The organism is Campylobacter sp. 7477a, from assembly GCF_014892335.1.
GTDB lineage: Bacteria > Campylobacterota > Campylobacteria > Campylobacterales > Campylobacteraceae > Campylobacter_A > Campylobacter_A californiensis.
The window spans coordinates 20,943-47,183 of the sequence record NZ_JADBJH010000008.1; the positions used below are offsets into that span (position 1 = coordinate 20,943).

General features: G+C 37.5%; 32 protein-coding genes. 5 read left to right on the forward strand and 27 right to left on the reverse strand.

Going from position 1 to position 26,241, the window contains the following annotated elements; genetic code table 11:
• Positions 1-16: 16 nt before the first annotated feature.
• The 11 genes from glyS to CCAL5182_RS05025 all read right to left on the reverse strand — a co-directional run bounded on the left by glyS (position 17) and on the right by CCAL5182_RS05025 (position 8,659).
• Entirely contained in the window at positions 17-2,044 is a 2,028-nt protein-coding gene (gene glyS / locus CCAL5182_RS04975; RefSeq protein WP_336610424.1) for a glycine--tRNA ligase subunit beta, read from the reverse strand.
• A gap of 115 nt (positions 2,045-2,159) precedes the next feature.
• Positions 2,160-3,086 (reverse strand): endonuclease/exonuclease/phosphatase family protein, encoded by a 927-nt coding sequence (locus tag CCAL5182_RS04980; RefSeq protein WP_336610425.1) that lies wholly within the window; start codon positions 3,084-3,086, stop codon positions 2,160-2,162.
• Positions 3,083-3,562, reverse strand: a complete 480-nt coding sequence (locus CCAL5182_RS04985; protein WP_169938620.1) for a tRNA (cytidine(34)-2'-O)-methyltransferase — start codon at positions 3,560-3,562, stop codon at positions 3,083-3,085. The genes CCAL5182_RS04980 and CCAL5182_RS04985 overlap by 4 nt, the downstream gene beginning before the upstream one ends.
• Positions 3,562-4,395 (reverse strand): formyltetrahydrofolate deformylase, encoded by an 834-nt coding sequence (gene purU, locus CCAL5182_RS04990; RefSeq protein ID WP_169938618.1) that lies wholly within the window; start codon positions 4,393-4,395, stop codon positions 3,562-3,564. The genes CCAL5182_RS04985 and purU overlap by 1 nt, the downstream gene beginning before the upstream one ends.
• 15 nt (positions 4,396-4,410) lie before the next feature.
• On the reverse strand, positions 4,411-5,562 hold the full coding sequence (locus tag CCAL5182_RS04995; RefSeq protein ID WP_336610463.1) for a CCA tRNA nucleotidyltransferase: 1,152 nt from the start codon (positions 5,560-5,562) through the stop codon (positions 4,411-4,413).
• Positions 5,528-5,881 carry a CiaD-like domain-containing protein gene (locus CCAL5182_RS05000; RefSeq protein WP_170016612.1) on the reverse strand — a complete coding sequence of 118 codons (354 nt, stop codon included), beginning with the start codon at positions 5,879-5,881 and terminating at the stop codon, positions 5,528-5,530. The genes CCAL5182_RS04995 and CCAL5182_RS05000 overlap by 35 nt, the downstream gene beginning before the upstream one ends.
• Entirely contained in the window at positions 5,878-6,123 is a 246-nt protein-coding gene (locus CCAL5182_RS05005) for a hypothetical protein (protein WP_169938614.1), read from the reverse strand. Before CCAL5182_RS05005 ends, CCAL5182_RS05000 begins: the two co-directional genes overlap by 4 nt.
• On the reverse strand, positions 6,120-7,187 hold the full coding sequence (gene leuB / locus CCAL5182_RS05010; protein WP_336610426.1) for a 3-isopropylmalate dehydrogenase: 1,068 nt from the start codon (positions 7,185-7,187) through the stop codon (positions 6,120-6,122). The genes CCAL5182_RS05005 and leuB overlap by 4 nt, the downstream gene beginning before the upstream one ends.
• 19 nt (positions 7,188-7,206) lie before the next feature.
• Entirely contained in the window at positions 7,207-7,686 is a 480-nt protein-coding gene (locus CCAL5182_RS05015) for a 3-isopropylmalate dehydratase small subunit (protein WP_169938609.1), read from the reverse strand.
• Positions 7,687-7,772: 86 nt separating this feature from the next.
• Positions 7,773-7,949, reverse strand: coding sequence for a YgaP family membrane protein (locus CCAL5182_RS05020; protein WP_169938607.1), 177 nt, complete (start codon positions 7,947-7,949; stop codon positions 7,773-7,775).
• A 65-nt stretch (positions 7,950-8,014) separates the two neighbouring features.
• Entirely contained in the window at positions 8,015-8,659 is a 645-nt protein-coding gene (locus CCAL5182_RS05025; protein ID WP_336610427.1) for a Crp/Fnr family transcriptional regulator, read from the reverse strand.
• A 164-nt stretch (positions 8,660-8,823) separates the two neighbouring features.
• On the opposite strand from CCAL5182_RS05025, the gene CCAL5182_RS05030 reads away from it, so the two are divergent.
• Complete coding sequence (locus CCAL5182_RS05030; RefSeq protein ID WP_169972191.1) at positions 8,824-9,780, forward strand: SLAC1 anion channel family protein; 957 nt, start codon at positions 8,824-8,826, stop codon at positions 9,778-9,780.
• Positions 9,781-9,825: 45 nt separating this feature from the next.
• Here CCAL5182_RS05030 and CCAL5182_RS05035 read toward each other — a convergent pair whose 3' ends face one another.
• The 7 genes from CCAL5182_RS05035 to CCAL5182_RS05065 all read right to left on the reverse strand — a co-directional run bounded on the left by CCAL5182_RS05035 (position 9,826) and on the right by CCAL5182_RS05065 (position 13,336).
• On the reverse strand, positions 9,826-9,972 hold the full coding sequence (locus tag CCAL5182_RS05035; protein WP_228026852.1) for a hypothetical protein: 147 nt from the start codon (positions 9,970-9,972) through the stop codon (positions 9,826-9,828).
• Positions 9,941-10,606, reverse strand: coding sequence for an HpcH/HpaI aldolase family protein (locus CCAL5182_RS05040; protein ID WP_228026851.1), 666 nt, complete (start codon positions 10,604-10,606; stop codon positions 9,941-9,943). Before CCAL5182_RS05040 ends, CCAL5182_RS05035 begins: the two co-directional genes overlap by 32 nt.
• Positions 10,607-10,662: 56 nt before the next feature.
• Positions 10,663-10,821, reverse strand: coding sequence for a hypothetical protein (locus CCAL5182_RS05045; protein WP_336610428.1), 159 nt, complete (start codon positions 10,819-10,821; stop codon positions 10,663-10,665).
• Positions 10,799-11,047, reverse strand: a complete 249-nt coding sequence (locus CCAL5182_RS05050) for a LysE family translocator (protein ID WP_336610429.1) — start codon at positions 11,045-11,047, stop codon at positions 10,799-10,801. Before CCAL5182_RS05050 ends, CCAL5182_RS05045 begins: the two co-directional genes overlap by 23 nt.
• 119 nt (positions 11,048-11,166) lie before the next feature.
• Positions 11,167-12,216 (reverse strand): type II asparaginase, encoded by a 1,050-nt coding sequence (locus CCAL5182_RS05055; RefSeq protein WP_394346904.1) that lies wholly within the window; start codon positions 12,214-12,216, stop codon positions 11,167-11,169.
• Between the two features lie 94 nt (positions 12,217-12,310).
• Positions 12,311-12,655, reverse strand: coding sequence for a branched-chain amino acid transporter permease (locus tag CCAL5182_RS05060; RefSeq protein WP_169972184.1), 345 nt, complete (start codon positions 12,653-12,655; stop codon positions 12,311-12,313).
• A 60-nt stretch (positions 12,656-12,715) separates the two neighbouring features.
• Positions 12,716-13,336 carry an AzlC family ABC transporter permease gene (locus CCAL5182_RS05065; RefSeq protein ID WP_336610464.1) on the reverse strand — a complete coding sequence of 207 codons (621 nt, stop codon included), beginning with the start codon at positions 13,334-13,336 and terminating at the stop codon, positions 12,716-12,718.
• 200 nt (positions 13,337-13,536) lie between these two features.
• Here CCAL5182_RS05065 and CCAL5182_RS05070 point away from each other — a divergent pair, with 200 nt between their 5' ends.
• Positions 13,537-14,049 carry a hypothetical protein gene (locus CCAL5182_RS05070; RefSeq protein WP_336610430.1) on the forward strand — a complete coding sequence of 171 codons (513 nt, stop codon included), beginning with the start codon at positions 13,537-13,539 and terminating at the stop codon, positions 14,047-14,049.
• A 140-nt stretch (positions 14,050-14,189) separates the two neighbouring features.
• Here the strand turns inward: CCAL5182_RS05070 and flgG are convergent, their stop codons facing one another.
• Positions 14,190-14,978: a flagellar basal-body rod protein FlgG gene (gene flgG, locus CCAL5182_RS05075; RefSeq protein ID WP_169936569.1), complete on the reverse strand. Its 789-nt coding sequence runs from the start codon at positions 14,976-14,978 to the stop codon at positions 14,190-14,192.
• Positions 14,979-14,989: 11 nt separating this feature from the next.
• Entirely contained in the window at positions 14,990-15,802 is an 813-nt protein-coding gene (locus CCAL5182_RS05080) for a flagellar hook-basal body protein (protein ID WP_336610431.1), read from the reverse strand.
• A gap of 153 nt (positions 15,803-15,955) precedes the next feature.
• Between CCAL5182_RS05080 and rpoD the strand changes: the two genes are divergently transcribed.
• Positions 15,956-17,815 (forward strand): RNA polymerase sigma factor RpoD, encoded by a 1,860-nt coding sequence (gene rpoD / locus CCAL5182_RS05085; protein WP_169999661.1) that lies wholly within the window; start codon positions 15,956-15,958, stop codon positions 17,813-17,815.
• Between the two features lie 115 nt (positions 17,816-17,930).
• Here the strand turns inward: rpoD and CCAL5182_RS05090 are convergent, their stop codons facing one another.
• The 7 genes from CCAL5182_RS05090 to CCAL5182_RS05120 are packed head-to-tail and all read right to left on the reverse strand — an operon-like array spanning position 17,931 to position 25,185.
• Positions 17,931-18,680 (reverse strand): flagellin, encoded by a 750-nt coding sequence (locus CCAL5182_RS05090; RefSeq protein ID WP_336610432.1) that lies wholly within the window; start codon positions 18,678-18,680, stop codon positions 17,931-17,933.
• Between the two features lie 55 nt (positions 18,681-18,735).
• On the reverse strand, positions 18,736-20,031 hold the full coding sequence (hisD, locus tag CCAL5182_RS05095; protein WP_336610433.1) for a histidinol dehydrogenase: 1,296 nt from the start codon (positions 20,029-20,031) through the stop codon (positions 18,736-18,738).
• Positions 20,028-20,876, reverse strand: coding sequence for a 1-aminocyclopropane-1-carboxylate deaminase (locus tag CCAL5182_RS05100; protein WP_169972181.1), 849 nt, complete (start codon positions 20,874-20,876; stop codon positions 20,028-20,030). Before CCAL5182_RS05100 ends, hisD begins: the two co-directional genes overlap by 4 nt.
• Positions 20,873-21,961 carry an OmpA family protein gene (locus CCAL5182_RS05105; protein WP_169936557.1) on the reverse strand — a complete coding sequence of 363 codons (1,089 nt, stop codon included), beginning with the start codon at positions 21,959-21,961 and terminating at the stop codon, positions 20,873-20,875. Before CCAL5182_RS05105 ends, CCAL5182_RS05100 begins: the two co-directional genes overlap by 4 nt.
• Complete coding sequence (locus CCAL5182_RS05110) at positions 21,948-23,276, reverse strand: MotA/TolQ/ExbB proton channel family protein (protein WP_336610434.1); 1,329 nt, start codon at positions 23,274-23,276, stop codon at positions 21,948-21,950. Before CCAL5182_RS05110 ends, CCAL5182_RS05105 begins: the two co-directional genes overlap by 14 nt.
• Before the next feature lie 4 nt (positions 23,277-23,280).
• Positions 23,281-24,345 carry a class II fructose-bisphosphate aldolase gene (gene fbaA, locus CCAL5182_RS05115; protein WP_169936553.1) on the reverse strand — a complete coding sequence of 355 codons (1,065 nt, stop codon included), beginning with the start codon at positions 24,343-24,345 and terminating at the stop codon, positions 23,281-23,283.
• 12 nt (positions 24,346-24,357) lie between these two features.
• The gene (locus tag CCAL5182_RS05120) at positions 24,358-25,185 is read right to left on the reverse strand and encodes a peptidylprolyl isomerase (protein WP_169972178.1); all 828 of its coding nucleotides are present in this window, start codon (positions 25,183-25,185) and stop codon (positions 24,358-24,360) included.
• Positions 25,186-25,273: 88 nt separating this feature from the next.
• Between CCAL5182_RS05120 and nth the strand changes: the two genes are divergently transcribed.
• Both nth and CCAL5182_RS05130 read left to right on the forward strand, forming a co-directional pair.
• A complete protein-coding gene (gene nth, locus CCAL5182_RS05125; RefSeq protein WP_169936550.1) occupies positions 25,274-25,909 on the forward strand; it encodes an endonuclease III in 636 nt (211 codons plus the stop codon).
• Between the two features lie 74 nt (positions 25,910-25,983).
• Positions 25,984-26,226: a hypothetical protein gene (locus CCAL5182_RS05130; protein ID WP_336610435.1), complete on the forward strand. Its 243-nt coding sequence runs from the start codon at positions 25,984-25,986 to the stop codon at positions 26,224-26,226.
• The last annotated feature ends 15 nt before the right edge of the window (positions 26,227-26,241 follow it).

A 26,241-nucleotide genomic window follows, 5' to 3' on the forward strand; every position in this document is an offset into this window, starting at 1 on the left:
ACCCTTGTATGTGTTATTAAAAGCTGATCTCTTTAATGTCTGCTATCTTTAAAAATTCTTTATAAATTTGTCCGATTATAGCGATGCGATTAGCCTTTATATTTGGATCTTCGTCATTTATCATAACATTATCAAAGAAGCCATCAATACTATCTTTTAGCCCAAACAGCTCATTTAAGCGCCCTTCATAGTCGCCCTCTTTTTTATCCAGTGCGCTAAATTTATCATTTAGGGCTTTTTCGTATTCGTTCTTAATCAAATTCTCATTTACATTTAAAATTTCGCTATCTTTTATGATATTTGCAAGACGTTTAAAGGTAGAGAAATTTTCTTTAAATTCATCATCTTTTGAGATCTTAGCTAGAGCATTTATCGCCTTACCAAGCTCGTTTATATCGCGCTTGCCGCTATTTATGCAAGCTTTTACGATAGAAGAATTTACATCAAAAAATACATAAAGTCTATCAAGTATAAACTCTTCAAGTATGCTGGTGTCAAATTCTTTATATCCGTCCTTGAGTTCTTCTAAAACTTTAACGATATCAAACTCAAAACCCATGTTTTGAACTATCCTGATAACACCGTTTGCCGCACGTCTAAGTGCGTAGGGATCTTTTGTGCCGGTTGGAATTTTGCCTACGCTAAAAAGCCCCAACAGTGCATCAAGTTTACTTGAAAGTGCGACGACCGAGCTAAATACACTACTTGGACACTGTGCATCTTCACCATCTGGTAGGTATTGCTCTTTTATAGCGGTTACTATCGCTTCGTCTTCGCCTTTTGCACGTGCGTAATAATGACCCATTATGCCCTGAAGCTCGGTAAACTCATAAACCATGCCGCTTGTTAAGTCAGCTTTGCTTAGCATCACAGCTCTTTCAAGTTTTGCATTAAAGTCTTTGCCGACTTCGTTTTCTAGCCTATCTTTATACATTTTGCCTAAAATTTGAGCTACTCTAACCTCTCTTAGCTCTTTATCATAAATACTTCCAAGCTCTTTAAGATAAGTGATATTTTTTAGCTTTTCAGGACTAAATTCTGCTTTTAAGTCGCTTTGCCAAAAGAACATCGCATCGCTTAAACGAGCCCTTAAAACTTTCTCGTTGCCGCGAACTATAAGCGCACTATCGTTACTTATGGCGTTACTTACTACAATAAAGTGGTTACTTAGCTTTGAGTTTTTAAACACCGGAAAATATCGTTGATTTTCTTTCATGGAAGTTATGATGACTTCGCTTGGGATTTGTAAAAATTCACTCTCAAATTCACCCAAAAGTGCGGTTGGATACTCGGTTATCGTCACTACTTCATCAAGTAGCTCTTCGTCTATTTCTATCTGTACTCCGTTTTTCTTTGAAATTTCATCAAATGCAGCCAGCATAATCGCCCTGCGCTCATTTGCGTCAAGGATGATACCGCGTGATTTTGATCCGCTAAAATACTCGTCGATGTTTGCGATAGAAATTTTATCATAACCGATACTTCTGTGAGGATAAGTAGAGTCTTCGCCTTTTACGCCAAATTTTTCAAATTTTACAAACTCATCACCAAAGATACATAAAAACGAACGCACAGGACGGATAAATTCAAATTCGCCATTGCCCCAGCGCATAGACTTGCCAAAGCTAAGAGATAGTAAAAACTTCTCTATCATATCGCCAAGCAAGTTTTTACTAGCTTCGCCTTTTAGCTCTTTTTCGTAAAATAAAACCTCTTTGCCATCTATCTCTTTAAATTTTAGCTCACTTTCGCCAATACCGCATTTGCCGGCAAACGACAACGCCGCTTTTGTAAAAGCACCGTCTTTTAGCGCAACATGCTTTGGCGCGCCGATAAATTCCACCGTGCTATCAGGCTGTGAGATGCTAAAATTTTTGTGTAGAAAAACTAGCCTTCTTGGCGTATAGTAAAATTCAAACTCGCCATCCAAGCGATACTCTTGTAGCACTTTATGCCATTTTGTTTTGATATTTGGCAACTCTTTTAGAAACGGTATCGCAGGAAGCTCTTCAACACCGATTTCGATCAGCAACTCTTTTGTCATTTTTTGTCCTCTTTCCTTTTTTGTTTTTCGCTTATATTAAGTGCAACGCCACGTAGCATAAATACCAAAAATGCCACAAATAAGGCGGTCATGAAAATATCAAGAATTCTATCCATTACATATTTATCCGATTTAAAAATTTGCTCATTATACCGCAAAGCAAATTTTTATCAGTTGAAATTTCAAAAACAAGCGGCAAATGATCAGAATACACACTTAAATTCTTCTCATTTTTTGCGTATTCGCCATCCATCATAAAATTTGGCTTAAACACCTTAAAACTATCACAAACATAGACAAATTGACCTTTTTTGTCCATAAATTCTGGACTTAAAAGCACATGGTCTATTGCGCGCTTGTTTGAACCCGATCTTGCATACGAGTAGCGCTGTTTATACTCTCTTACCTCGCTCCAAAGATTTGTGTAGTTTTTAGTAGTCGTGATGTTGTATAAAAGCGATCTATCCGACGTAGAATAAACAGTGTTAAAATCCCCAAGCGCGATAGCATTTTTATGCTGCGCTAAAGCCACCCTAAGAGTTCTTTCTGCTCTTTTTTGCGCCTCTAAGCCGTTACGTTTAAAGGCTGGAAAATGCACGACGAAAAGGCTAAATTCTCCATCTTGAAGTTTAAATTTAACCCTTAAAATATCACGCGTTTTTATACCGTGGACTTTATAAGCCTCACTTGAGCTTGGCTTTATCTTTGATATCACGCCAAGCCCTACAGGAGCATTTTTGCTCGTGCTAAAATTTATATACTTATAGTTTGTGCCGGCTATGAGTTCTTTTAAAACCTCTTCGTTTTCTACTTCTTGAATAGCGATGATATCAGCATCTAAAGCAGTTATAACCTCTTTTATACGAAGAAGTTTTTGCCTTGCCTTTTCTTTGCTCCACTTGCCTTTACCTATACGAAAGTCAGAGTATTCGTTACAGTTATTTACTCCGTCAAATAAATTTTCAACGTTATAAGTTGCAATTTTTATATTTTGACAAAACGCAAAAACGACGCAAAAAACAAGTAAAACAACCGCTCTCAAATCGGCACCCTAAAGTCAAATTCAGCTATATTTTGCCTTATAGCCTCATAAGCCACGATCGCCACGCTCATTGCTTGATTTAGGCTTCTGCCTTGCTTTCCCATTGGGATTGTTATTTTGTTATCTTCGTTTATTTTCATTAGTTCACCAGGCAGCCCCGTGCTTTCTCCGCCGAAAAATATAAAATCCCCACTTTTAAATTTGGCGTCAAAATAAAGCTTATTTGTCTTAGTCGTAGCAAAGAAAAATCTATCTTTAAATTTTAAATTTTGCTCTAAAAACTCATCTAAGCTTTCCCATATAACAGGATCTAATACCTTCCAATAATCAAGCCCTGCACGCCTTACCGCCTTTTCATCAAGACTAAAAACGGTTGGTTTTACGATGTGAAGCTTTAAATTTGCATTTACACACATTCGCCCTATAGCTCCGGTATTTTGCGGAATTTGCGGGGAAACTAAAACTATGTTAAACATTAAAAAACTATCACTTTGTTTTCATTTATAAAAAGTCTATCATCAAACGCAAGGTCAAGTGCTTTTGATAAAACGCTTTTTTCGCATGTGCGTCCCGCGCGTTGCATATCTTGCCAGCTCATTTCATGATTTACATGTATCACATCTTGAGTGATGATAGGACCTTCATCTAGGTTGTCGTTTACAAAATGCGCCGTTGCTCCGATGATCTTAACACCTCTCTCATATGCTTGCTTGTAAGGATTTGCTCCGATAAAAGCAGGTAAAAACGAGTGATGTATGTTTATGATTTTTTGCGGGTAAGCATTGACAAATTTTGGCGTTAGGATACGCATGTATTTAGCCAAGATCGCGTAGTCAAATTTATACTGTGACATAACTTCAAGCACAGCATCTTCGTGGTCTTCTCTACTCATGCCTTCAGCCGATACAACATGAAAAGGTATGTTAAACCTCTCAACCAAACTTCTTAAAATTTCATGATTAGCGACAACGGCAACAATGTTTGCATTTAGCTCTCCGCTATCAAATTTAATAAGTAAATCACCCAAGCAATGTGTCTCTTTTGTCGCTAAAACAATGATATCTTTTTTTGCTTTTGCAAGGCAGCTTATCTCTGCATCGCTTGGTAAAACAGCTTCAAGCACACCGCAAAACTCACCTATGTTTAGTTCTCCGCTAAGCTCGGCACGCATGAAGAAGCGATTATTTTCCTTATCAACAAATTCATTGTTTGTTTCGATATTTAGACGATGTTTAAATATAACATCAGAAACTCTATATATCAGCCCTTTTTCGTCACTACATTTTATTTTCAAAATGTATTTTTGCATACTAACTCCTAAAATTTAGTCTTGGATTTTATCAAATTTTGACTTGTTTAAGCCTTTTTCGGCAAGAATTTTTTCTATCTCTTCATTTTTTTTAAGCTCTATTTGTTCGCCTACGGCTTTGCCTGTAAAGCCTTGTTGTATTATGCTGGCTGCGTCGATCTTTATCTCTAATTGTTCGTCGTAATAACCTAGCTTTTTAGCCCTATCGACACGCTTTTGGCTATAGCAGCCAAGCCACTGCTTAAGTGGTAAATTTTGCGCGATTTGCAAAAGCTCAAAATCACTCGGCTGATCCTTATAAAACGGCTCTTTTAATATCTTTTCATAAATTTTAGGCAACTTTAATTCTTTTAAAATTTGCGTCAAATTTAAAGAAAATTCATTAGATAAAAGATACAAAAACAGCTTTGAACTATCTATAAATTTACGTGCGTTTTGCAGCTTTTTGCAAAAATCATCAAGCTCGTCTCGTGAAATTTTAAGGTTAAACAACTTATCAAAAAGTCCAAGCTCGTAAAGGTAAAATGTGCCGACTTCAAGATGTTTTGCTTTAAAAAATTTAAGTAGTTCACAAGCTATCCTATCTTTACTAAGCCAGGACAGATCAAGAGTTTTCATAAGCTCTAATGTTTTTTGAGAGATTTTAAAATTGAGCCTTGATGCAAACTGAACAGCGCGCAAAACTCTAAGCGGATCTTCGCAAAATTTCTCATCATCAATGTGCCTTATAGATGAATTTCTAAGGTCGCTAAGCCCGCTCCAGTTATCAATCAGCTCGCCGTTAAAGATATTTAACATAAGCGCATTGATACTAAAATCACGCCTTTGAGAGGCTGCTTTTTCATCATTGCAGTAGCTTACCTCAAAGTCGGTATGTCTTAAGCCGGTTTTATTTTCCGTACGTGGAAGTCCTAGGTCAAATTCTTTAAATTTGTAGATAAAATAGCTCTTGCCTACACCGCTTGCACCGACATCTTGCATGATATTATCAAATTTATCAGGCGATATATCATAAACTTCAATATCATAATCATAAATTTCACGCCCCAAAATGGAGTCTCTAACACAACCGCCTACAAGATAGGCTCGTGAAGTATGAGGCGCTAAAATTTCTCGCACCTCATCCAAGGCTTTATTTTGATAAATTTTCAAGCCTGTTTTCAACATTTGCAAGAACAAATTCAAGAAATTTAAGCGTGAGTTCTAGTCTTTGGGGTAGATCTTTTTGTGACATCTCGTTTAACCCTTCAAAAAGAACTTCTATACGCTCTTTTAGGTTACGTAAAAATATCTCTTCGCTACCTATTATCTCTTTGGCACTCTCTTTTGGCTCATCTACTTTTTGCAAAGCGATATCTTCTTGTGCTTCATCCTCTTTAGAACTTGATAAATTTTGCTCTTCCTCAACCTTGGTCATATTTTCTATCTTCTCAAGCTCCGCGCTAACCTCGTCTATCGCCATTCTTGCTATATCATCAAGCTTCATATTCTTATTAACCACCTTTTAAATTCCGTTATCTCTTCAGGTGTATTCATATCTATAAAAAAATCCTTCATAAGTTCATTTTGTATCTTGCGACCTTTGCGAAGTCCGCTTAAACGCCTTATCGCAGCAAGTGCCTCTTTGTTGTTCGCATCATTTTTAAGTATGTTTTTATAAATCTCAAGGGCGTCGTCTTTTAGCCCTTGAGCCTCATATATCAGTGCTTCGGTAACGGTGTTTTTCATTGCTCTATTATTTTAACGATCACATCGCCAATTTCACTTGTGGTGCAAATTTCTTTTGCTCCATAAGCGGCGATATCTTTTGTGCGATAACCTTGAGATAGTGCTGTTTTTACGGCATTTTCTATGCAAGTAGCTGCTTTTTCTTCATTTAATGCGTATCTTAACATCATTGCAGCACTTAGTATAGTTGCGATCGGGTTTGCTATACCTTGACCTGCTATATCTGGCGCAGAGCCGTGTATAGGCTCGTAAATTCCTACTTTGCCGCCCATACTTGCGCTTGGTAGCAAGCCGATAGAGCCTACGACCATACTTGCTTCGTCACTTAATATATCTCCAAATAAATTCTCTGTCAAAATAACGTCAAATTGGCGAGGATTACGCACTAGCTGCATAGCGGCGTTGTCAACATACATAAACTCAAGGCTTACATCAGGGTATCTTTTAGCGACTTCGCTTACGACTTCACGCCAAAGCTGACTTGTCTCAAGAACGTTTGCCTTATCTACCATACAAACGCGTTTTTTACGCTTTAGTGCAGCCTCAAAGCCTATCTTTGCTATACGTTCTATCTCGGCTCTTGTATATGTCATAGTGTTAAATGCACTGTCTTCTTTCTTCTTTCTAGGCTGACCAAAGTAAATTCCTCCGGTTAGCTCGCGAACAACCAAGATATCAACATCGCGAAGGACTTCAGGCTTTATAGTGCTGGCCTCTACAAGCTCATCATAAATAACAGCCGGACGTAAATTTGCAAAAGCTTCAAGACCTTTTCTAAGCTTTAAAAGTCCGCTTTCAGGACGTTTGTCGCGAGGCAAATTATCCCATTTTGCACCACCTATAGCACCAAAAAGCACTGCATCTGAGCTAAGAGCACTATCGAGTGTTTCATTTGGTAACGGCTCAGCAAAAACATCATAAGCCGCGCCTCCCATTAACTTATAATCATATTCCATCTCAAAGCCAAATTTCAAGCTTGTCGCCTCAAGTACTTTAATCGCCTCATCAACTATCTCAGTACCGATACCATCGCCTTTTATAACGCAAATTTTATATCTTTTCATTTTTGTATTTACCTTAATTTTAAATTTTGCTTTTTGCGTATTCTATAAGTCCACCGGCACTTAAAAGCTCTTGCATAAAAGGTGGGATAGCGTTAAATTTATACTCTTTTTTGCTAGTTAAATTTAGCACCACACCGTTATCAACATCTATCTTTAGCTCATCACCCTCATTGATCTCATCGGTTTCATTTATCTCAAGGATTAAAAGTCCGGTATTAAAGCTGTTTCTATAAAAAATTCTCGCATAGCTTTTTGCTATAACGGCACTTATGCCGGCAGCTTTGAGGGCGATAGGAGCATGTTCACGCGAGCTTCCACAGCCAAAATTTTCACCCGCTACGATAATATCGCCTTTTGAAATTTTCTTTACAAAGTCGGGGTCAGCGTCTTCCATGATATGTTTTGCTAGTTCGTTTTCGTCAGATGTATTTAGATATCTTGCAGCGATGATAATATCAGTGTCGATATTATTTCCAAATTTCCATACTTTATTTGCCATAATACGCCTTTAAATAGTAAGTTTTTGCGATTTTAACCAAAAAAAGCTAAATAACAAATCAAACAATAAAAAGGCGTCTTTGAAATTTATCTTTTTAAAGAGCATTTGCCAAGTATTTGGCATGCGGGGCAGTATCCTGTAATACCTACTATTATAGGAACAAGGCCTATTAATGCCCAGTAGCTTTTAAATAAAAGCCAAACACCAACCATCAAAAATAACCCAAATATCACTCTAAAAATTCTGCTCTTTTTGCTTACCATATTTATCTCCTTTTAAAAATTTTACGAGATATTAGCGCAAATAAAAGTTTAAATTTGTGATAAAGTTACACTGCATGACGTAGAGTAATAACTCCTCTTTTTTGCTCTATTTGTCCCTCTTTTTCCATCTCTTTTAAGACTCTTGAGACAGCTTCCCTGGCGCTTCCGATGTGGTTTGCCAGCTGTTCATGAGTGATCTTAATGCTTGAATCTGTGCTGTTTTGCTCTAAAAAATTTTTTATACGTTCAACAAGCGGTAGAAACAATGCCTGCTCCATAACGGTAATAACACTTGCAAATCTTGTTGAGATTAAATTTAAAGTAAAACTCATGATCTCTGGATAAATGTCCCTTAAAATTTTATAAATATCAATAGGTATCAAAACTACTTCGGTGTCTTCATACACCTGTAAATTTATCTCTATCTCGAAATTTTTCTTGACACAAGAGGAGCACAACACACAACTTTCATTATCTTTTAGGCTAAAAACAGTGATTTCTTTAAAGTTACTAGAGGCGATGTAGGCTCTTATATTGCCGCTCTTTACTACGATAAAACCCTTGCAACCGTCTTTTGTATAGATGATCTCATCTTTTTTAAAAGTCTTGATTAGACTTTTTTCCATAACAAGTTGCTTATGGGCGTCCGAAATTTCAAACTTAGACAAAAAACTTTCGTCTAAAAATTTACGATCAGCTTCATTTAGCATTTTATTCCTTGAATTATGTAATTCCAGTATTGTATTGAAAAATTCTAAACATCTTCTTAGTATTTATTTATTTTCATGTAATAAAATTCTTTAACAAAGTGATTTTATCACTGAAATTTTGCCATTATAAGAGTAATATTTTAAAAAAATTTTAAAGAGTTATTATGAAAAATGAAGAAACATCATCTAAACTTGCCAACTTTCCCATTATGCTTTTTGCTGTTATTATGGGACTTGGCGGGCTTACATTATCATACGAGAAATTAAATTTAACGCTTGGTTTATCAGATATCATATTTGAAATTTTACGTAGCGCAACTAGCCTAATCTTTATCGCTATCGCTGCACTTTATGGAATAAAAATAATTAAATTTAAAGATGATGTAAAAAAAGAGATATCTCATCCAGTTAAGATAAATTTCTTCGCCGCATTTGCCATATCGCTGTTTTTGCTTTCTGCGATGTGGAGTGAATTTGCCTCTTTGCACAGCGTGCTTTTTTACATCGCACTTGTTTTACAGACTTTTTTTACCTTTTATGTCATCGCCTTTTGGATCAATAACAACCTACTCATAAACCACTCAAATCCCGCCTGGTTTATCCCGATAGTTGGCAACCTTGTAGTGGTCATCGCAAGCGATAGTAAGAGCGAGTTTTTGTGGTATTACTTCTCTATCGGGCTCTTTTTTTGGCTCGTTTTGTTTACGATCGTCTTTTACCGCATCATCTTTCACGATCAGCTCGCACAAAAATTCATGCCGACCCTTTTTATCGTCATCGCTCCGCCTGCGATCGCATTTTTAGGCTACACGAGACTTGTGGAGAGCTTTGATGTATTTGCTCACGTGCTTTTAAATTTGACGATATTTTTTACGGGGCTGATACTATTTATGTATAAAAATTTCATGAAGCTTAAATTTTTCCTATCGTGGTGGGCGTTTACCTTCCCGACAGCGGCGGCTAGCATGACTTTTGTGAAGGCTTATGAGTTAAGCCGTGAGCCGATTTATCTATACTTTGGCGTGATAATGTTTGTGCTTTTGCTATTTTTCATCGGAGTTGTCGGATACTTTACTATAAAAGCTATCAAAAACGATGAAATTTGCGTAGCGGAGCACTAAATTTACACCACTAAACCGCGATGACTTAGTGGCGTTCATCTCATTTTAAAGCTTGCTTTTAAACGTTTCAAGCGTGCTATCGGCTGAGTTTGCCAAAAACAGAGTATCAACCCCAACGCCTAAAAAGCTAACGCCCATATCAGCATACTCTTTTACCTGCTCAGGCGTAACAGCGATAGTGCCTACCGGCACACCAAGCTCTCTTATGCGCTTTATACTTCATCGCCTCCACCACCTCAGGATGAAAGATATTTAGCCCATGACCCATATCCACAGCTAAGTCGATAGGCCCTAGAAACACACCGCCGATACCCGGTGTCGTAGCTATCGCCTCAAGGTTTTCTATACCCTTTTTGCTCTCTATTTGTGGTAAAATGCATATCTCTTTTTCTATACGCTCTAAATAGTCAGGATACCTGCCATATCTCGCCGCTCTTACCGCACCTGCACCCATACCGCGGTTGCCCCTAGGCGGATACGAAGCCCAGCACATTATCTGCTCGGTCTCCTCGCCACTTTCTACCTTTGGGATGATGATGTTTTGGATACCAGAGTCAAGGAGCTGTTTAAATATACCAGTGCCTGCTTGCGGTATCCTAACCACAGGCGTCATATCATAAGGCGCGATAGCACGTGCTATATCAACGATAGAGAGGATGTCGTGTGCGCCGTGCTCGCCATCGACAAATAGCCAGTCATATTTAGTCGTGGCTAAAACCTCAGCCACCTCCGCACTTGGTATCTCTTGCGCTACGCCAAACTGTAAATTTCCAGCGTTGATATTCTCTTTAAAGCTGTTTTTTAGATAGTCTTTAGTCATTGCCATTTTTTATCCTTTGCGATTTAAAGCTGAGCTACTAGCCAGTTTTGTTTGCCGATCATTTAGATAAGCTCGAGTTGGTTTTCTAGCCAATACATATCGCTCTCTTCATCTTTATAATACTCTTTTAGCAAATCATACGTAGAGTAGTCGCTATTTGCGTTTTCTACGAAAGTAGCAACTTCACCTAGTCCGTTTTTAGATACTTCTGTAAATCGCACCGCAAATTCTTATCATCTCAAACACAAATTCATATCTCATTAGTAGCGTAGCAACCCCTAAAATACACAAAAAACTAACCAAAACAACACCTACAAGTTGCCCTAATATCATAGGTATAGCTCGCATATAGCCTATACTCATGCCGATACTTAAAGCAAGGGTCATATTAATGCCTGGCATAAAACTAATAGGAAAAAACGTAACAACAAAGAGAAGATAATTCATGATGCGCCTTAAGCGGCTGGATTAAGTCAAATTTTATTAAGCAAGCGAGCAAAGAAATAAAACACCTATAAAAGCACGCAAAAGGCTAACTTGTAACCTTTTGCGCTCTACCTACTATATTAATGAGTTAAGAATAGTTCTTGAATTTTAGCTTTATCTGTTGTTTGTGTAAGAGCTAGCATTAAAAGAACTCTAGCTTTTTGAGCGTTTAGATTATCACTTGCCAAAAAGCCGTATTTAGCATCATCAACTTCGCCGTTTAGAGTAGTCTCACCTGTTCCTACACGAGAATCTCTAACTACTACAACGCCTTTTTTAACACCTTCTCCAAGTGCCTCAAGAACAGTTGGAAATGGATTGCCGTTACCCATACCTGAGCTGATTATGCCTTTTGCACCGTTTTTGATAGCGATATTTGCAAAGTCAGGATTGTCATTTGCATGGCTATAGATGATGTCAACACGTGGAAGTTCTTTGATCTTAGTGATATCAAATGCTGAATTTACAGTGTGTTTGCGGATAGGGTTCATATAGAATTTTACATTTCCGTAAAATACAGTACCGATTTTACCGCTGTTTGGCGACTTAAATGTATCAACTGCAGTTGTGTTTGTTTTTGTTACTTCGCGAGCAGCATGAATTTCGTCATTCATTGTAACCAAAACACCTTTACCTACAGCTTCTTTGCTTATAGCTACATTTACAGCGTTAAATAAGTTCAAAGGACCGTCTGCACTTAGTGAACCGCTATTTCTCATAGCGCCTACAAATACGATAGGTTTGTCACTTTTTACTGTTAAGTCAAGAAAATATGAGGTCTCTTCCATAGTGTCAGTACCGTGAGTGATAACGACACCGTCAGCTTTGCCGCTAGTTAGTAATTCATTTACGCGAGTTGCAAGTTTTAGCCAAACCTCGTTGTTCATCTCTTGAGAGCCGATTTGTGAAATTTGCTCACCTTTGATGGTTGCGATCTTGTTGATCTCAGGAACTGCGGCGATTAGTTTATCAACCGTAACTGTACCCGAAGTATAACTAGAATCAAGAGCGCTTGCACCTGAACCAGCTATGGTACCACCAGTAGCTAAAATGTAAATCGTAGGCTTTGCAAAAGCCGCAACAGCTGAAAGAAGCATAATTGCCACCACCTTCTTGAATGAAAAACTCATGATACATTCTCCTTTAAAATAAAATGGTTTTTATAAAACTTAGGAGAAATTATACATGGTAAAATTTAGAAAGTCAATTAATATTTTAATTTTATTAAATTTTAAAAACTCTAATAAAAAACATATAAAACAAAGTTGAAATGACAATACTAACTAGGGTGTTTTTAAATTTAAGATGAGCCAAAATGGCAATCAAAACAGCCATCGCTTCACTTGCCCCGTATGGATAGGCATTTAGCCTAGTATCCTTTAACGCATAACATACCAAAATCACCATTATCATTAGTCCCATATGTTTTTGTATCGCGTTCAACCATGGGCTTGGTTTATAGTTTTTTATCATATAAAATGGTGTTACACGGGTTATAAATGTTGCAATAGAACTTAAAATAACAGCCAAAAAAAGTATCCATTCGTTAGATATTGTGCTTATATTCATGCAAATCTCCGTGTTAAATTTAAAGTGTTACGATAATGTAGCAAAATCTTATCTTAATAATCACAAACGATCCTTAAATATTAAAATAAATACAAAACATGCAAACATTGAGCCAACAAGTAAAAATTTAACCGGCAAAAGCGCGAGTCCTAAAATTCCAAAAACACAAGCCGCACCAAGGACTTTAAAATTTCTATCTGTTTTAAACATCTCAATAACTATGACTATAAAAAGTGCGGTTAGGCTAAATTCAAGTCCGCTCATATCAAATTTTATAAGCATACCAGCAAAACTTCCCGTTGCCGTTCCTAAAGCCCAGTAGCTCCAAGAAAGAAAATTTAGCGCAGTAAAAACGCGACCTCTATCGTCTAAATTTTCGATATGTAATGTTTTAAAGATAGCAAATGTTTCATCCGTTAAAGTAGCGATATTAAAAATTTTAAATTTTAGTCCGTTGTATTCTTTTAAAAGCGAAAGTCCATAAAAAGTATGGCGTAAATTTACAAGATAAGACACAACAAAAACTTCTAAAAAAGTAGTTTCTGCCGCAAAAAGCGAAAGCATCATAAATTGCGCAGCCCCTCCGTAAGAAAGCATACTAAGCATAAGAGCTATAAAAGGACTTATGCCTACACTATGAGCAACTATGCCAAATGCTATACCCAATGGAAAATAACCCATAAAAACAGGGATGGAGAGTTTAAAGATGAATTTATTATCTAAATTTTGTTCCACTAAAATGCCTTAAAAACGCGAATAATACAAAAACATAACTTAAATCTCAGCATAAGGAAAAATTTAAAGTAGTTTTCTTAATGTAATAAAAAATACTCATTTAAAATTTAAGTGTATAATCAAAATGACTTTAAAAAGGAGAAGCAATGAAAGCTAAATTTATCTCGCTTGCCATTTGCGGTGCGTTATTTGCAGGATGTGGCGCAAAAACTACCGATACAATAGGTGGCAACGTATATAATCAAGGTGAATTAAACAGACAACAAAGTGTAAAAGTAGTAACAATACTTGAAGTCTTGCCTGCAAGAGTTGCAGTTGAAGACGGCGGAACAAAAACACAAAGCACAACCGTTGGAGCGGTGCTTGGTGCCGCAGTTGGTGCGGTTACTGGTTATGCATTGGGCGGCGGTTCGTCGGATAAAGGTGCAGTGATCGGAGGAATAGTGGGTGGCACACTTGGCGGAGTCGGCGGAAGTAAAGTCGGCGATGAAGCTACTATCGTTGATGCAGTAAGTTTGGTGTATAAAATCGGCGATGAGGTATTTACCTCTACACAAGCAGGAAAAGTATGTGAGTTTATAGCCGGAGAAGCCTACTTGATATCATCTCAAGGCTCTGATACTCGTATCCAACCAAATACAAAATGCCCGGAAAAGTAAAATTCTAGCCCACAAACGGGTTAGAAAGTCATAAAATTATTTTGAAAATTTATGGGCTTCTTCGTTTGAAAAGTATAATATATCAGCCACCCAAATCAACACAATAAAACCGATAATTAAAAGCATATAGCTCATTTTACTTACCTTTTAAGTCCGTTTACGATCTCAAGCATCGCATCACTTGTCGTGATCCCTTTTGAATTTGCCTCATACGCGCGTTGCCCCGTGATAAGATCAGTCATCTCTTCAACAAGCTGCACGTTACTCATCTCAACAAATCCTTGTCTAATAGTTCCAAGTCCATCTAAGCCCGCAACACCTACGACAACATCTCCGCTTGCTGCCGTTTCAAGATAGTTATTATCCCCCATAGAGTGAAGACCTGCTGGATTTATAAAATTTGCAAGCTCTATTTGTCCGATTTGCGCCATATCGGTTTCGCCGGCTTGAAGCACGGAAACAGTTCCGTCAGTACCGATAGAAATTTGCGTAGCGTTTGCAGGAACGGTTATCTGAGGTATCAAAGCGTATCCGTCAGAATTTACGATCGTACCTTCACTATCAAGCTTAAAGGCGCCGTTTCTAGTGTAAGCCGTTGTGCCGTCAGGTAGCTGAATTTGAAAAAATCCATCCCCTGCGATGACAACGTCAAGGTTATTGCTCGTCTCTTTAAAATACCCTTGCGAGAAAATTTTATTTATCGCAGTCGGTCGAACGCCAAGTCCTACTTCGATACCGGTTGGGCTTGTAGTAGTCTGACTTGTGGCAGTTCCTGCATACTCCATTACTTGATACATAAGATCTGCGAATTCTGCGCGATTTTTCTTAAAGCCGTAAGTATTGACGTTTGCAATATTATGTGTGGTAACGTCTATTTGCGTCTGCTGGGCTATCATGCCTGTTGCTGACGTATAAAGTGATCTCATCATGTTTTTATCCTTTATCCTCTACTTGCTGCAAGTTTATCAATAGCGTCTTGGTTAAGATCAGTCATATGACTTGTCATTACTTTTTGATACATTTCAACCAACCTTTGTGTCTCTATAAGTCCAACCATTTCAATTACAGGATTTACATTTGACATCTGTGCATATCCTTGCAAGACAACATTTGCTTCATTTATATCTACTATATCATCTAAATTTTCCGGCTTGTAAAAATTATCCCCTATCTTTTCAAGAGCTCTTATCTCGCGTGGTTGAGCCATGTAAAATTTAGCTATTTGCTCGTTATTGGCATAAGCGTTTCCTCTTGTGTCCACTCTAAAGTCCTCTCCTTGAGGCACCTGAATGCCTCTTTGAGCCAAAGGCATAGTTTCGTATCCGCTAGGCAATACACGGTAACCTTCTTGCGTAACAACAAAGCCGTCTTCATCAAGACTAAAAGAGCCGTTTTTACTTAATCTAACACCACTTGAAGTATCGATTAGAAAAAATACATCGTCTCGCTTAATTGCAAAATCAAGCGTATTTGTGCTATTTTTTATCCCTCCCATGCTAAAATCAATATACTGCTCGCTTACCTGCGGAACTCTATCTAGCGTTCTGTTTAAAAATTTAGCAGCATCTTTGGTGTGGTTTTTAAGTGGAAGCTCATCGTGAACCTCTTTAAAAATTCTCTCAAAATCCCCCACAACCACGCCGTCTTTTTTAAATCCCATAGTGTTTACGTTTGCAAGGTTATTTGTTATGACATTTAGTCGGTTAAACTGCGTAACCATACCTGCCGTTGCCTGATAGTAGCCATTTTGCATAGATTTTCCTAGTTCAAATTTATATCAAAACGAATTAAAGCAAAATACGTTCCAACTTTAAATTTATATACGTTTAATAAAATTTCGGTATAATCCACATTTCTTCAAAACATAGTCAGATATTTTTAAATCGCCAATCGGAAAGGAAATTTTATGAGTACAAGCAAAGACGCGTTTAATCAAATCGAGGAACTTTTTGTCGAGAACGCAAAGGGTTTTGTTACTTATGAAAAATTAGTAAAACTACTTGAAAAAGCCCCAACGGCAACAGTGGTTAAAAAGATAGAAGCATTGGCTAACGCAAACAAAGTTCAGCTTATGACTGCCGCAGAGGTTGCAAAAGCAAGAAATATAGCAGATGCTAAAAAACGCCAAAAAGAGAGCGAAAAAGAGCAAAATTCAAATGAATTAAATTTAGAAGAAGAATTTGACCTTGCAAACGATAACGACTTTTTAGAATGGTCACGCTCAGATAGTCCAGTAAGGATGTATCTACGCGAAATGGGGCAAATAGCGCTTTTAACAAAAGAAGAAGAGATAGAAATCAGCAAAAAAATCGAACTTGGCGAAGATATTATCATAGATGCATTTTGCTCGGTGCCATTTCTTATAGACTTTATACTTGATTACAAAGAGCCGCTTATCAACCGTGAACGTCGCGTAAAAGAGCTTTTTAAAAGCTTTGAAGATGATGGTGAAAGTGAAAACGAAAACGAGGAAGAAGAGAGCGATGAGGAGGAAAATGAGGATGAAGAAACTCCTAAAAAATCACTCAAAAACGACAAACGCGCTGAAAAAGTTATAGAAAGCTTTAAAGCACTTGAAAAAGCCAAAAAAGAGTGGCTAAAAACAGCCAATAAACAAGAAAAAGTTGAGAACGAAGATACTGCGTCAAAACTTACTCTTGCATTTAAAAAGAAAATTCTAAAAGATAAGCTTATGGATCTAGGCCCAACAAGCAAGCTTATAAGCGAGATCGTAAAATCAATGGAAACTGCACTAAAAAGCGACGACGAATTTGATAGAGAACTTAAACGCCTTGAGTATCGCTTGCCAATGTTTAGTGACGAACTTAAGAAAAATCACAAAAGCATACTAAAAGACATAGTAAAACTATCAAAAGAAGAGATAGCTACACGTGTTCCTGAAGCGACAATGGTTTCAACTTATGTTGAGATAAAGAAATTGTTTCAAACAAAAGAGGCTAGCAAGCAAGGATTTGACCTTGATCCAACCGTCTTAAAAGAAATTTTAGAGCAGATAAAACGCGGAAAGAAAATTTCAGACGAGGCAAAAGCCAGAATGGCAAAATCAAATTTACGCCTTGTCGTTAGTATAGCAAAACGCTACACCAACCGTGGCTTGCCGTTTTTAGATCTTATCCAAGAGGGAAATATCGGCTTAATGAAAGCTGTTGATAAATTTGAATACCGAAAAGGCTACAAATTCTCAACTTACGCAACATGGTGGATACGTCAAGCCATATCTCGCGCGATCGCCGATCAAGCAAGAACTATCCGCATACCGATACACATGATAGAAACGATCAATCGTATCAATAAAATCAACCGAAAATACCTCCAAGAAGAAGGGAAAGAGCCCGATGTAAGCATCATTGCAAAAGAGGTCGGACTAAGCATAGACAAGGTAAAACAAGTCATTAAAATCACAAAAGAGCCTATTAGCTTAGAAGCTCCGATAGCAAACGAAGATGATGGAAAATTTGGAGACTTTGTCGAGGATAAAACATCATTAAGCCCAATGGAACAGATATTAAAAGGCGACCTTAGAGAGCAGATAGACGAGGTTCTCTCTCAGCTAAACGACCGTGAAAAAGCTGTTATTTGCATGAGATTTGGTCTACTTGAAGACGAAAGCGATAGAACACTAGAAGAGATAGGCAAGGCTCTTAATGTAACTCGTGAGCGTGTTCGTCAGATAGAAAGCTCAGCCATTAAAAAGCTAAAACACCCTAAAGTGGGTAGAAAACTCAAAAACTACATCGAGGGATAATTTCTCTCGATCTTCTTTTTTTGACAAAACTACATTTTAATACATTATGATTTTCAAATTTTTAATAGAATATATAAAAATTTAAGCAGATAAAAACATAAGCCCAAATTTGGGCTTATGAAAGAAGTCTATCAAGTTGGGTTTGTAAGCTTGTAATATTATGTGTTTGTGCCAAAATGGCTGCATTTATGCTCAAATTTGCATTTTGAAGATCATTTAAATTCTTGGCGATACCATTGTTTTGCAGGTTACTCTCACTCTCTTTTAGTGCTATACTTTGCGCAACAGAAGCATTTATGCCTGAAGCTATACCATTTTGCGCAGAGCCTATTTGAGTGCGAAGAGAATTGATATTAGAGATTATATCGGTTGCATTAGAGCCATCTTCATCTATTGTCATTAAAGAATTTGTGTTTAAATTTATACTCTCCATGCCATTGCCTGTAACAAAATTTAGCTCTGATCCAAAAACATTTCTACCGTTAAACGTAGCGTTACTTAGGCTATCGCTCATAGAATTTGAAAGTGCGTTGATCTCACCTCGTATCATTGAGCGCTGGCTGTCATTTAACGCAGCATTATTTAAAGATACCGAAAGTTCATTTATACGATTTGCACTTTGGCTTAAATTTGACAGCGTGGAGTCAGCGATTTGAAGCATACCTATGGCATCGTTTGCATTAGCAATACCTTGCTCAAGAGTGTTACTTTGGAGCATAAGGGAGTCCGCGATAGCAAGGTTTGAGCCGTCAATCCCACTTAAAGCACGCGCGACAGCGATATTTTTCAAAGCTTTTTCTTGCTGGTCGTTATTATTTTGTGCAACATTATACATATTTGTTGCAGATAAGTTGTTCAACTTCATTTTAACCCCTTTACTCTATTTGCAAGGCATTGTATAGTTTTAAACTAAATTTAACCTAAAAATCCTCTAAGCGAACTTTTACCGATCTTTCGTGTGCGCCAAGCCCCTCTGCATCGGCTAAATTCATACATGCTTTGCCAAGCTCTTTTATGCCTTTTCTACCAATAGAGATTATAGAGCTTTTCTTCATGAAATTTTCAACCCCTAGAGGCGAGTAAAATCTAGCGCTTCCGCCTGTTGGCAAAGTATGATTTGGTCCGGCTAGATAATCACCCATGGCTTCTGGTGTAAAATGTCCGAAAAATATCGCTCCGGCATGCCTTATGTCGTTCATATAGCTTAATGCGTCATTTGTCGCGATTTCAAGGTGTTCTACAGCTAGTTCATTCATAAGCTCAACGCACTCTTGCATGTCTTTTGCTACTATTATCGCGGCTTTATTGCGTATGCTTTCTGCTGCGATAGCTTCGCGCTTTAGACTCTTTAATTCACTTGCAACGTGCTTTGAAACTTCATTAGCAAAAGCCTCTACCGGAGTTATTAAAAAGCTACTTGCAAGCTCATCATGCTCTGCCTGACTTAAAAGATCGATCGCGATATGGCGAGCATTTGCGCTGTCATCCGCTATGATACCTATCTCGCTTGGACCCGCTATCATGTCTATGTTTACTTCACCATAAACAAGCTTTTTAGCGGTTGCTACGTAGATATTTCCGGGACCTGTTATAACATCCACCTTTGGAACACTCTTAGTTCCGTATGCCATGGCCGCTATCGCGCTTGCTCCGCCTATTTTAAATGCCGTTTTGATACCACAAAGATGCATGGCTGCAAGTAAAAGAGAGTTTACGTTGCCGCCGATAGCAGGGGTGCAAACCACTATCCCTTTTACTCCTGCAACTATGGCAGGAACAGCATTCATCAAAAGCGAACTAGGATATGCCGCTTTACCACCCGGTATATAAAGTCCCGCTCTATCTACCGGAGTATACTTAGCACCCAAAAGCACATCGTGCTCATCACGCATACTCCAAGTTTTTGGCACGGATTGCTCGTGATAGGCTTTTATGCGCTCGTAAGCTAACTTTAACGACTCTCTAAGCGTGTTATCAAGCGCGTCATAAGCCTCTTGCATTTGTTTGGTTGATATCAATAGATCCTGTGTGGATGTGGGAGTAAATTTATCAAATTTTGCTATTTGCGCAAAAAGTGCATCATCTCCGTCTTTTTTTATATCTTCGATGACTTTCATAACAGTCGGCATAACACCGCTCATGTCCATATCAGAACGCCTTACTAGTTGTGAGAATTTATCCCTAAAATCAGCGTCGTTTGTGTGTAAAAATTTCATAATTCTCCTTTAAATTTTCTCTCATATCGCATTTTTTGGCTTATATTGCCAAGAATTCCTCCTTGGTGAATATAAAGGATATCGCCGCTAAATGCGTCCAAATTTGAAAATAGCGTTAAAAAGCCAACCGGATCGTAAATGAGCTCAAACTCAACTCCTGTTTCGTCTAAAATTTCACGCCAAATTTTATAAAGCTCAAGTTTTAAATCCCCAAAATGATACTTCTTAGGAGGATTTAAAATTTGAACTTTTGAATTTTTATCAAGAGCAAAAATTTCATCTTGTAAAAATTTAACATCGCCGACACAAGGACAAGTAAATACTCTTAAATTTGAATTTTTAGCAAGATAAGCTGCACTCGTTCCTGTACCTGATGGCAAAAAGATATCAGGTCTTATGCTATTTTTTTCGCACCATTTTTCTATTTGCATAGCTTGTGTTTTAAAGCCAAATTCGGCTTCAGTCATCGCCACGCCCTCTTCTATAAAAAAAGCATCATCTTGGCTTGCTAGCTCTTTTGCAAGTGACCTTCTATCTTGCGCGACAAATATCTTCATGCCGTTTTGTAGGGCAAATTTAAAATTTCCAACAGGCTTTTCTTGCAAATTCGAGTTTAAATGAGAAACCACAAAGCAAAATTCAAGACCTCGCATCTTTGCAAACACACTAAGACTATACATGGCATTTGACTGACTTGAACCATGTGAGACTATGCGTTTTATACCTTTTAAGTCGCTATTTAAAAAATACTCAAGCTTTCTGGCCTTGTTGCCGTTAAATTCACCAAGCAGATCGTCTCTTAGCAAAAACATCTCACGTCCGCGAAATTTAAACTTCTCTATCATGGCGTATGTTCCAAAAATTTCTCTATCTCTTTTATCGCCTCTTTGTTTGAGATCAAAAATTTTATCTCTATCCTTCGTGAGGCGTCTTTGTCTTCTACTCCATCTTTCATTACAAGCTCGTTAAAGCTACGGCCGCTTGCAACGAGATGTTTTCTTAAATTTTCATCGCTACTATATGAATTTATAAAATCCATCACAGCATAAGCTCTGCGCTGCGAAAGCTCGAGGTTATAAAGATAGCTTCCGTCACTATCGGTAAAGCCCTCTATCATAATTTGATCGATGTTTTTAGATATCTCTTCATCATTTAAAAGCACATCGAAGTATTTTTGTAAGGTAAGCTTTAATTCATTTTTAACTTCATCTTTTATCTCCGCCCTACCCTTATCAAAAAGGACAGAAGAACTTAGTTTTAAAGCTCCTGAATTCGGATCTATAGCGATATCGCTTCCGAGCCTTTCTTTAAGAGCCCCTATAACCTTTACTCTAATGCCTGTTAAATTTTTAATACGACTTTTTGTTATATTAAGGTCTCTTAAAATTTCATCATATCTAGCCTCTTTTTGGCTTACCTGCTCGAGCAAAAAGGCGATTTTAGCTAAATTTTTCTCATTATCTTCGCTTTGAGTTGTTGCGTTTTCTTCAGCCGCTTTTAACTCGTCTGTTAGGATTATCATTTGTTGATTTAAATTTAAAATACTCGCATTTAGGTCTTTTATACTTGTATTTGCGTCTAAGTTTTCATTTACAGCTCTCTCTAACCGCTCTTTTAGCGCATCAAGCTCAACTATGTAAATTTCATTTGCTTTTTTAAGCTCTAAATTTTCATCGCCTATTTTTGCAAGCTCGCTTTTTAAGGCTGCATTTAGCCTATCAAGCGTGATATTTTTACCTTGTTCGTCTTTTAAATTTGCAAGAGCTGCGATTATGGCTTGCTCTTTGCTTGCCAGGGTATTTTGAGAAAGAACATACTTAACGACTATCGCGCCGATAAGTAGCATAAAAACAAAAAGCAATCCCGCCATAAGGTCTGCATACGAAACCCAAAATGTCGAGGATGCTTGGTCTTTTTTATCTATTTTCATCTATCAAATTTGCATTTTCTATTTTTTGTATGATTAAGCTAGCTTCTTGATCGATCTCTTTTACGCTTTTTTTAAGTTCCGCGATCAAGACATCACGCTCTTTTTCTCTTTCAGAACTCTTTATCTCCTGCTCATAAACACTTTTAAATTCGCTTACTCCATCAAAAATACTTTGCCTAAACGACTTCATAGCAGCATTTTGCTCATTTAAAAGTTTAACCGAAAATTCTTTTAAACTTAAGTCAAAAAGTTTTAAATTTTCCGAGAATTTAGCCACACTTTTATCAAGACTTACCATCTTGCTCTCATTTAGTTCGCTTGCTCTGTTGTATTGGGTTGAAATTTTTAACTCCAACTCTTTTAAGGAGTCGTTAAACGAAGACATGGCATTTAAAATATCTGAATGAATTTTAATAAATTCGTCCTGTCTACTTGCGGCTTTATTTAAAATTTTTACATTTTGCTCTAAAGTCTCGGAAGCTTGAGCGACTATTTTTTGCTGCGCTTCTTCAAGCTGCATAAAGTTGCTAAATTTAGCCTCAGTAACGCTATCAAGCCGTTTAAAATACTCTTCATTGCTTACTCGGGTAAACATGACTTTCATATCTTCAAAATGTGAACTTGCAGCACTCATATACAACTGTTCAAGCTCGTCTTTTTGCCAGAAAAATTCTCTACTTAACTCTTTTTGTTCGTTGGCAAATTTTTCAAATTTTGATATACCTATCTTTTCAAAAAACATCCACCAAAGCGCAAGAAATATACCGTATATCGACACATAAAATGCCGTACCAACACCGTTTAGCAAGATAGCTATCTCTTTTTCAAGCTCTCCGGCCGTACCTGAACTAAACGAAGGCATAGACATGGCTATACTTATAAATGTGCCTAAAATTCCAAGCATAGGAAATACGGCAGAGCCTATACTTGCTAGATTGTCATTTCTAAAATTTCTTGTGTATTCGTCTAAAAATTCATTAAAACCGGATCTTGACTTCTTAAGTCCTGAAATTTCAAGCAAATGTGAAACGATAAATTTTTTAAGGCTTTGCCTAAAATCATCGCCTCTTGCACGAAAAATACTATACGCATACTCCGCACTATGACGAGTAAATATCACGGCTATGATCAAGATAATAGCCATCATCACTATCGTGTGCGCTTTCATCTCAAAGTTGATAACTTCAAGGTATGCAAGCAAGGCTAAAACAAAGGTAGCAACCGGTAAAAAGATAATCTTAAAAAAAACAAAGATAGAGCGGTCTGCCTTGGTTTGAGGTAAGGCAAGATCGCTAAAGTCGTTATTGACCGACATTTTATTAATTCCTATTTAAACAGTTCAGATCAGAAAATGCAACTTGCAAGCGTTTTATCACGCTCTCTTCGCCACACCTTATCCATTTTCTTGGATCGTAATATTTTTTATTCGGCTTATCATCGCCTTCGGGGTTACCGATCTGCGCTTGAAGGTAGCCTCTATTTTTGGCTTCGTATTCGCGCACGCCATCCCAAAACGCCCACTGCGTATCAGTGTCGATATTCATTTTTATCACGCCGTAACTTACGGCATCTTTGATATCTTTTAGCTCGCTGCCACTTCCACCGTGAAATACAAAATTTACAGGCTTTTTGTCGCTTGTATTAAATTTCTTTGCGACATACTCTTGTGAATTTTTAAGAATTTCGGGACGTAAAACAACATTGCCGGGTTTATAAACTCCATGAACATTGCCAAAACTTGCGGCTATGCTAAATTTATCACTTATCTTACTAAGTCTTTCATAAGCAAGAGCTACATCTTCGGGTTGTGTGTATAAAAGTGCGTTATCGACATTTGTATTATCCACCCCGTCTTCTTCGCCACCGGTTACACCCAGTTCTATCTCAAGGGCGATGTCAAGATCGCTAAGTTCTTTTAGATACTTTTCACAAGTACTTAAATTTTCTTCCAAACTCTCTTCGCTAAGATCAAGCATATGAGAGCTAAAAAGTGGTATACCATGAGTTTTTTTATGCTCCTTTGAAGCCTGTATAAGAGCATCTATCCAAGGCAAAAGCTTACGAGCGGCGTGATCGGTATGAAGCACTACCGGCACTCCGTAAGCCTTTGCTAGCAAGTGAACATGCTTAGCTCCAGCAATAGCACCTAAAACATCTCCACCCTGACAGCTTTTACCTGCGTAAAAACTGGCTCCACCGTTGCTAAATTGAATAATAACGGGCGAATTTGCCGTTTTTGCCGCTTCTAGTACCGCATTTACAGAGTTAGAACCTACGACATTTACTGCAGGTATAGCAAAACCTTGCTCTTTTGCATATGCATATAGCTTATTTAGATCCTCGCCACTTACAACACCGGCTTTTACAACATCTAAAACGCCCATTTTATCCTCCGATTACTTGTATTCTATTTTAGATTTAGAGCGAAGCGCATCTGTTTTTTGTCTAATTTGACCTTGAAATTTTTCTAGTTTTAAATTTTGTTCAATTTGACCTTTAGCTTGATCAAGTGAAACTGTTCCGGCAGGCCTTGAATCCTCTTTTAAGATAACATGATATCCAAATTGAGTTTGAACAGGCTTTGCAGAAATTTCACCTTTTTTAAGTGCAAAAGCAGCATCGGCAAAAGGTTTAACCATCTGGCTTTGACCAAACCAGCCAAGCTCGCCACCGTGTGCCGCAGAGCCTTTGTCGATTGATTTAGCGCTTGCTAGCTCAGCAAACTTCTTAGTTAGTGCATCACCTTTTAATTTTTTAAGCTCAGCTATAACAGCCCCAGCCTCTTTTTCGTCACCCAAAAGTATATGGCGAGCACGGGCTTGAGCCGGTTGAGAGAAATTTTCTTTGTTTTTGTTGTAAAAATCTTTTATCTCGGCATCACTTACTTTAATGCCGTCAAACATTTTTTTCATATATACGTCAAGAGCGATACTATCGCGAACATTTTGCATAGCTTTTGTAAATTCAGGATCTTTTTCTATGCCTGTTGCTTTAGCGTCTTTAAGTAAAAGTTTTCTATTAATCAAATCATCAACAACGCGTTTTTTACCATCAGCAGGAAGCTGTGAAAGTTGGCTCGCGTCAAATCCAGGCATAGCAGCGCTTAACAAAGCAGCAACCTCGCTATCTTCTATGCTCTCGCCATCAACTGTAGCCATAACGGCAGCATTTAGGCTAAGTGCGGTAGCCAAGCTTAAAAACGTTGGAAATAAAAATTTCTTCATAAACATCCTTTATAAAATTTTGTTTTAAACCAGTTATTATATCCAAAGAATACGTTACTTTTTATTAATTAAATGCTAAAATCACAAAATGAGAACGAAAAAAGATATATCGAAAATCAAAAATTTATTTTTGCAAAATTACAAAGATGCAAAAAGCGAACTTCAGTGGAAAAACAACTACGAACTAATAGTCTGCGTCATGCTATCGGCACAGTGCACCGATAAGCGTGTAAACCTAATAACTCCGGCATTTTTTGAAGCCTATCCCGATGTAAATTCCTTATCAAATGCCAATCTTGCGAGCGTGAAATTGTTTATAAATTCTTGCAGTTTTTTTAACAATAAAGCACAAAATTTAATAAAAATGGCAAAAAGTGTTGTTGATGATCACGGTGGAGAAATTCCGCTCACAGAGAGCGAACTAATAAATTTAGCAGGAGTTGGAACAAAAACTGCCCATGTCGTCATGCTAGAAGCACTTGGTGCTAATGTAATGGCAGTAGATACGCATGTATTTAGAGTTTCACATCGTCTTGGTTTAAGCAGTGCAAAAACCCCACAAACAACCGAGGCTGATCTTATTTTAGCTTTTAAAACAGATCTTGGCAGGCTTCATCAAGCGATGGTGCTTTTTGGCAGATATGTCTGCAAGGCTCAAAAACCACTTTGCGGCGAATGCTTTTTATATGAGCTTTGCAAAAGCAAGGATAAAGTGCAAATTTAATGTAAATTTTATATCATATTAAGTTGCAATTATCTAAAAGATACTATAATATAAATAAAATCAAAAGGATAAAAATGCCTACTTCAATAAATTCTTACGGAAGTTATCAAAGCTATGATATCTACAAAAATCAAAACAAAACGCGAGAGCCAAGTGCTCAAAACAAAAATAACGAAGAGCGAATTCAAAACACACAAGCATCTCAAGCCGAGCAAAGTCAAAGAGCAAACGAACAAAGACAACTAGAACAAACCGAGCAGAGTCAAAACCAAGAACAAAGCAGGCAAGAAAGAGGAAGCCTAAACATCTTAGTTTAAGCGTTTATGTAAATT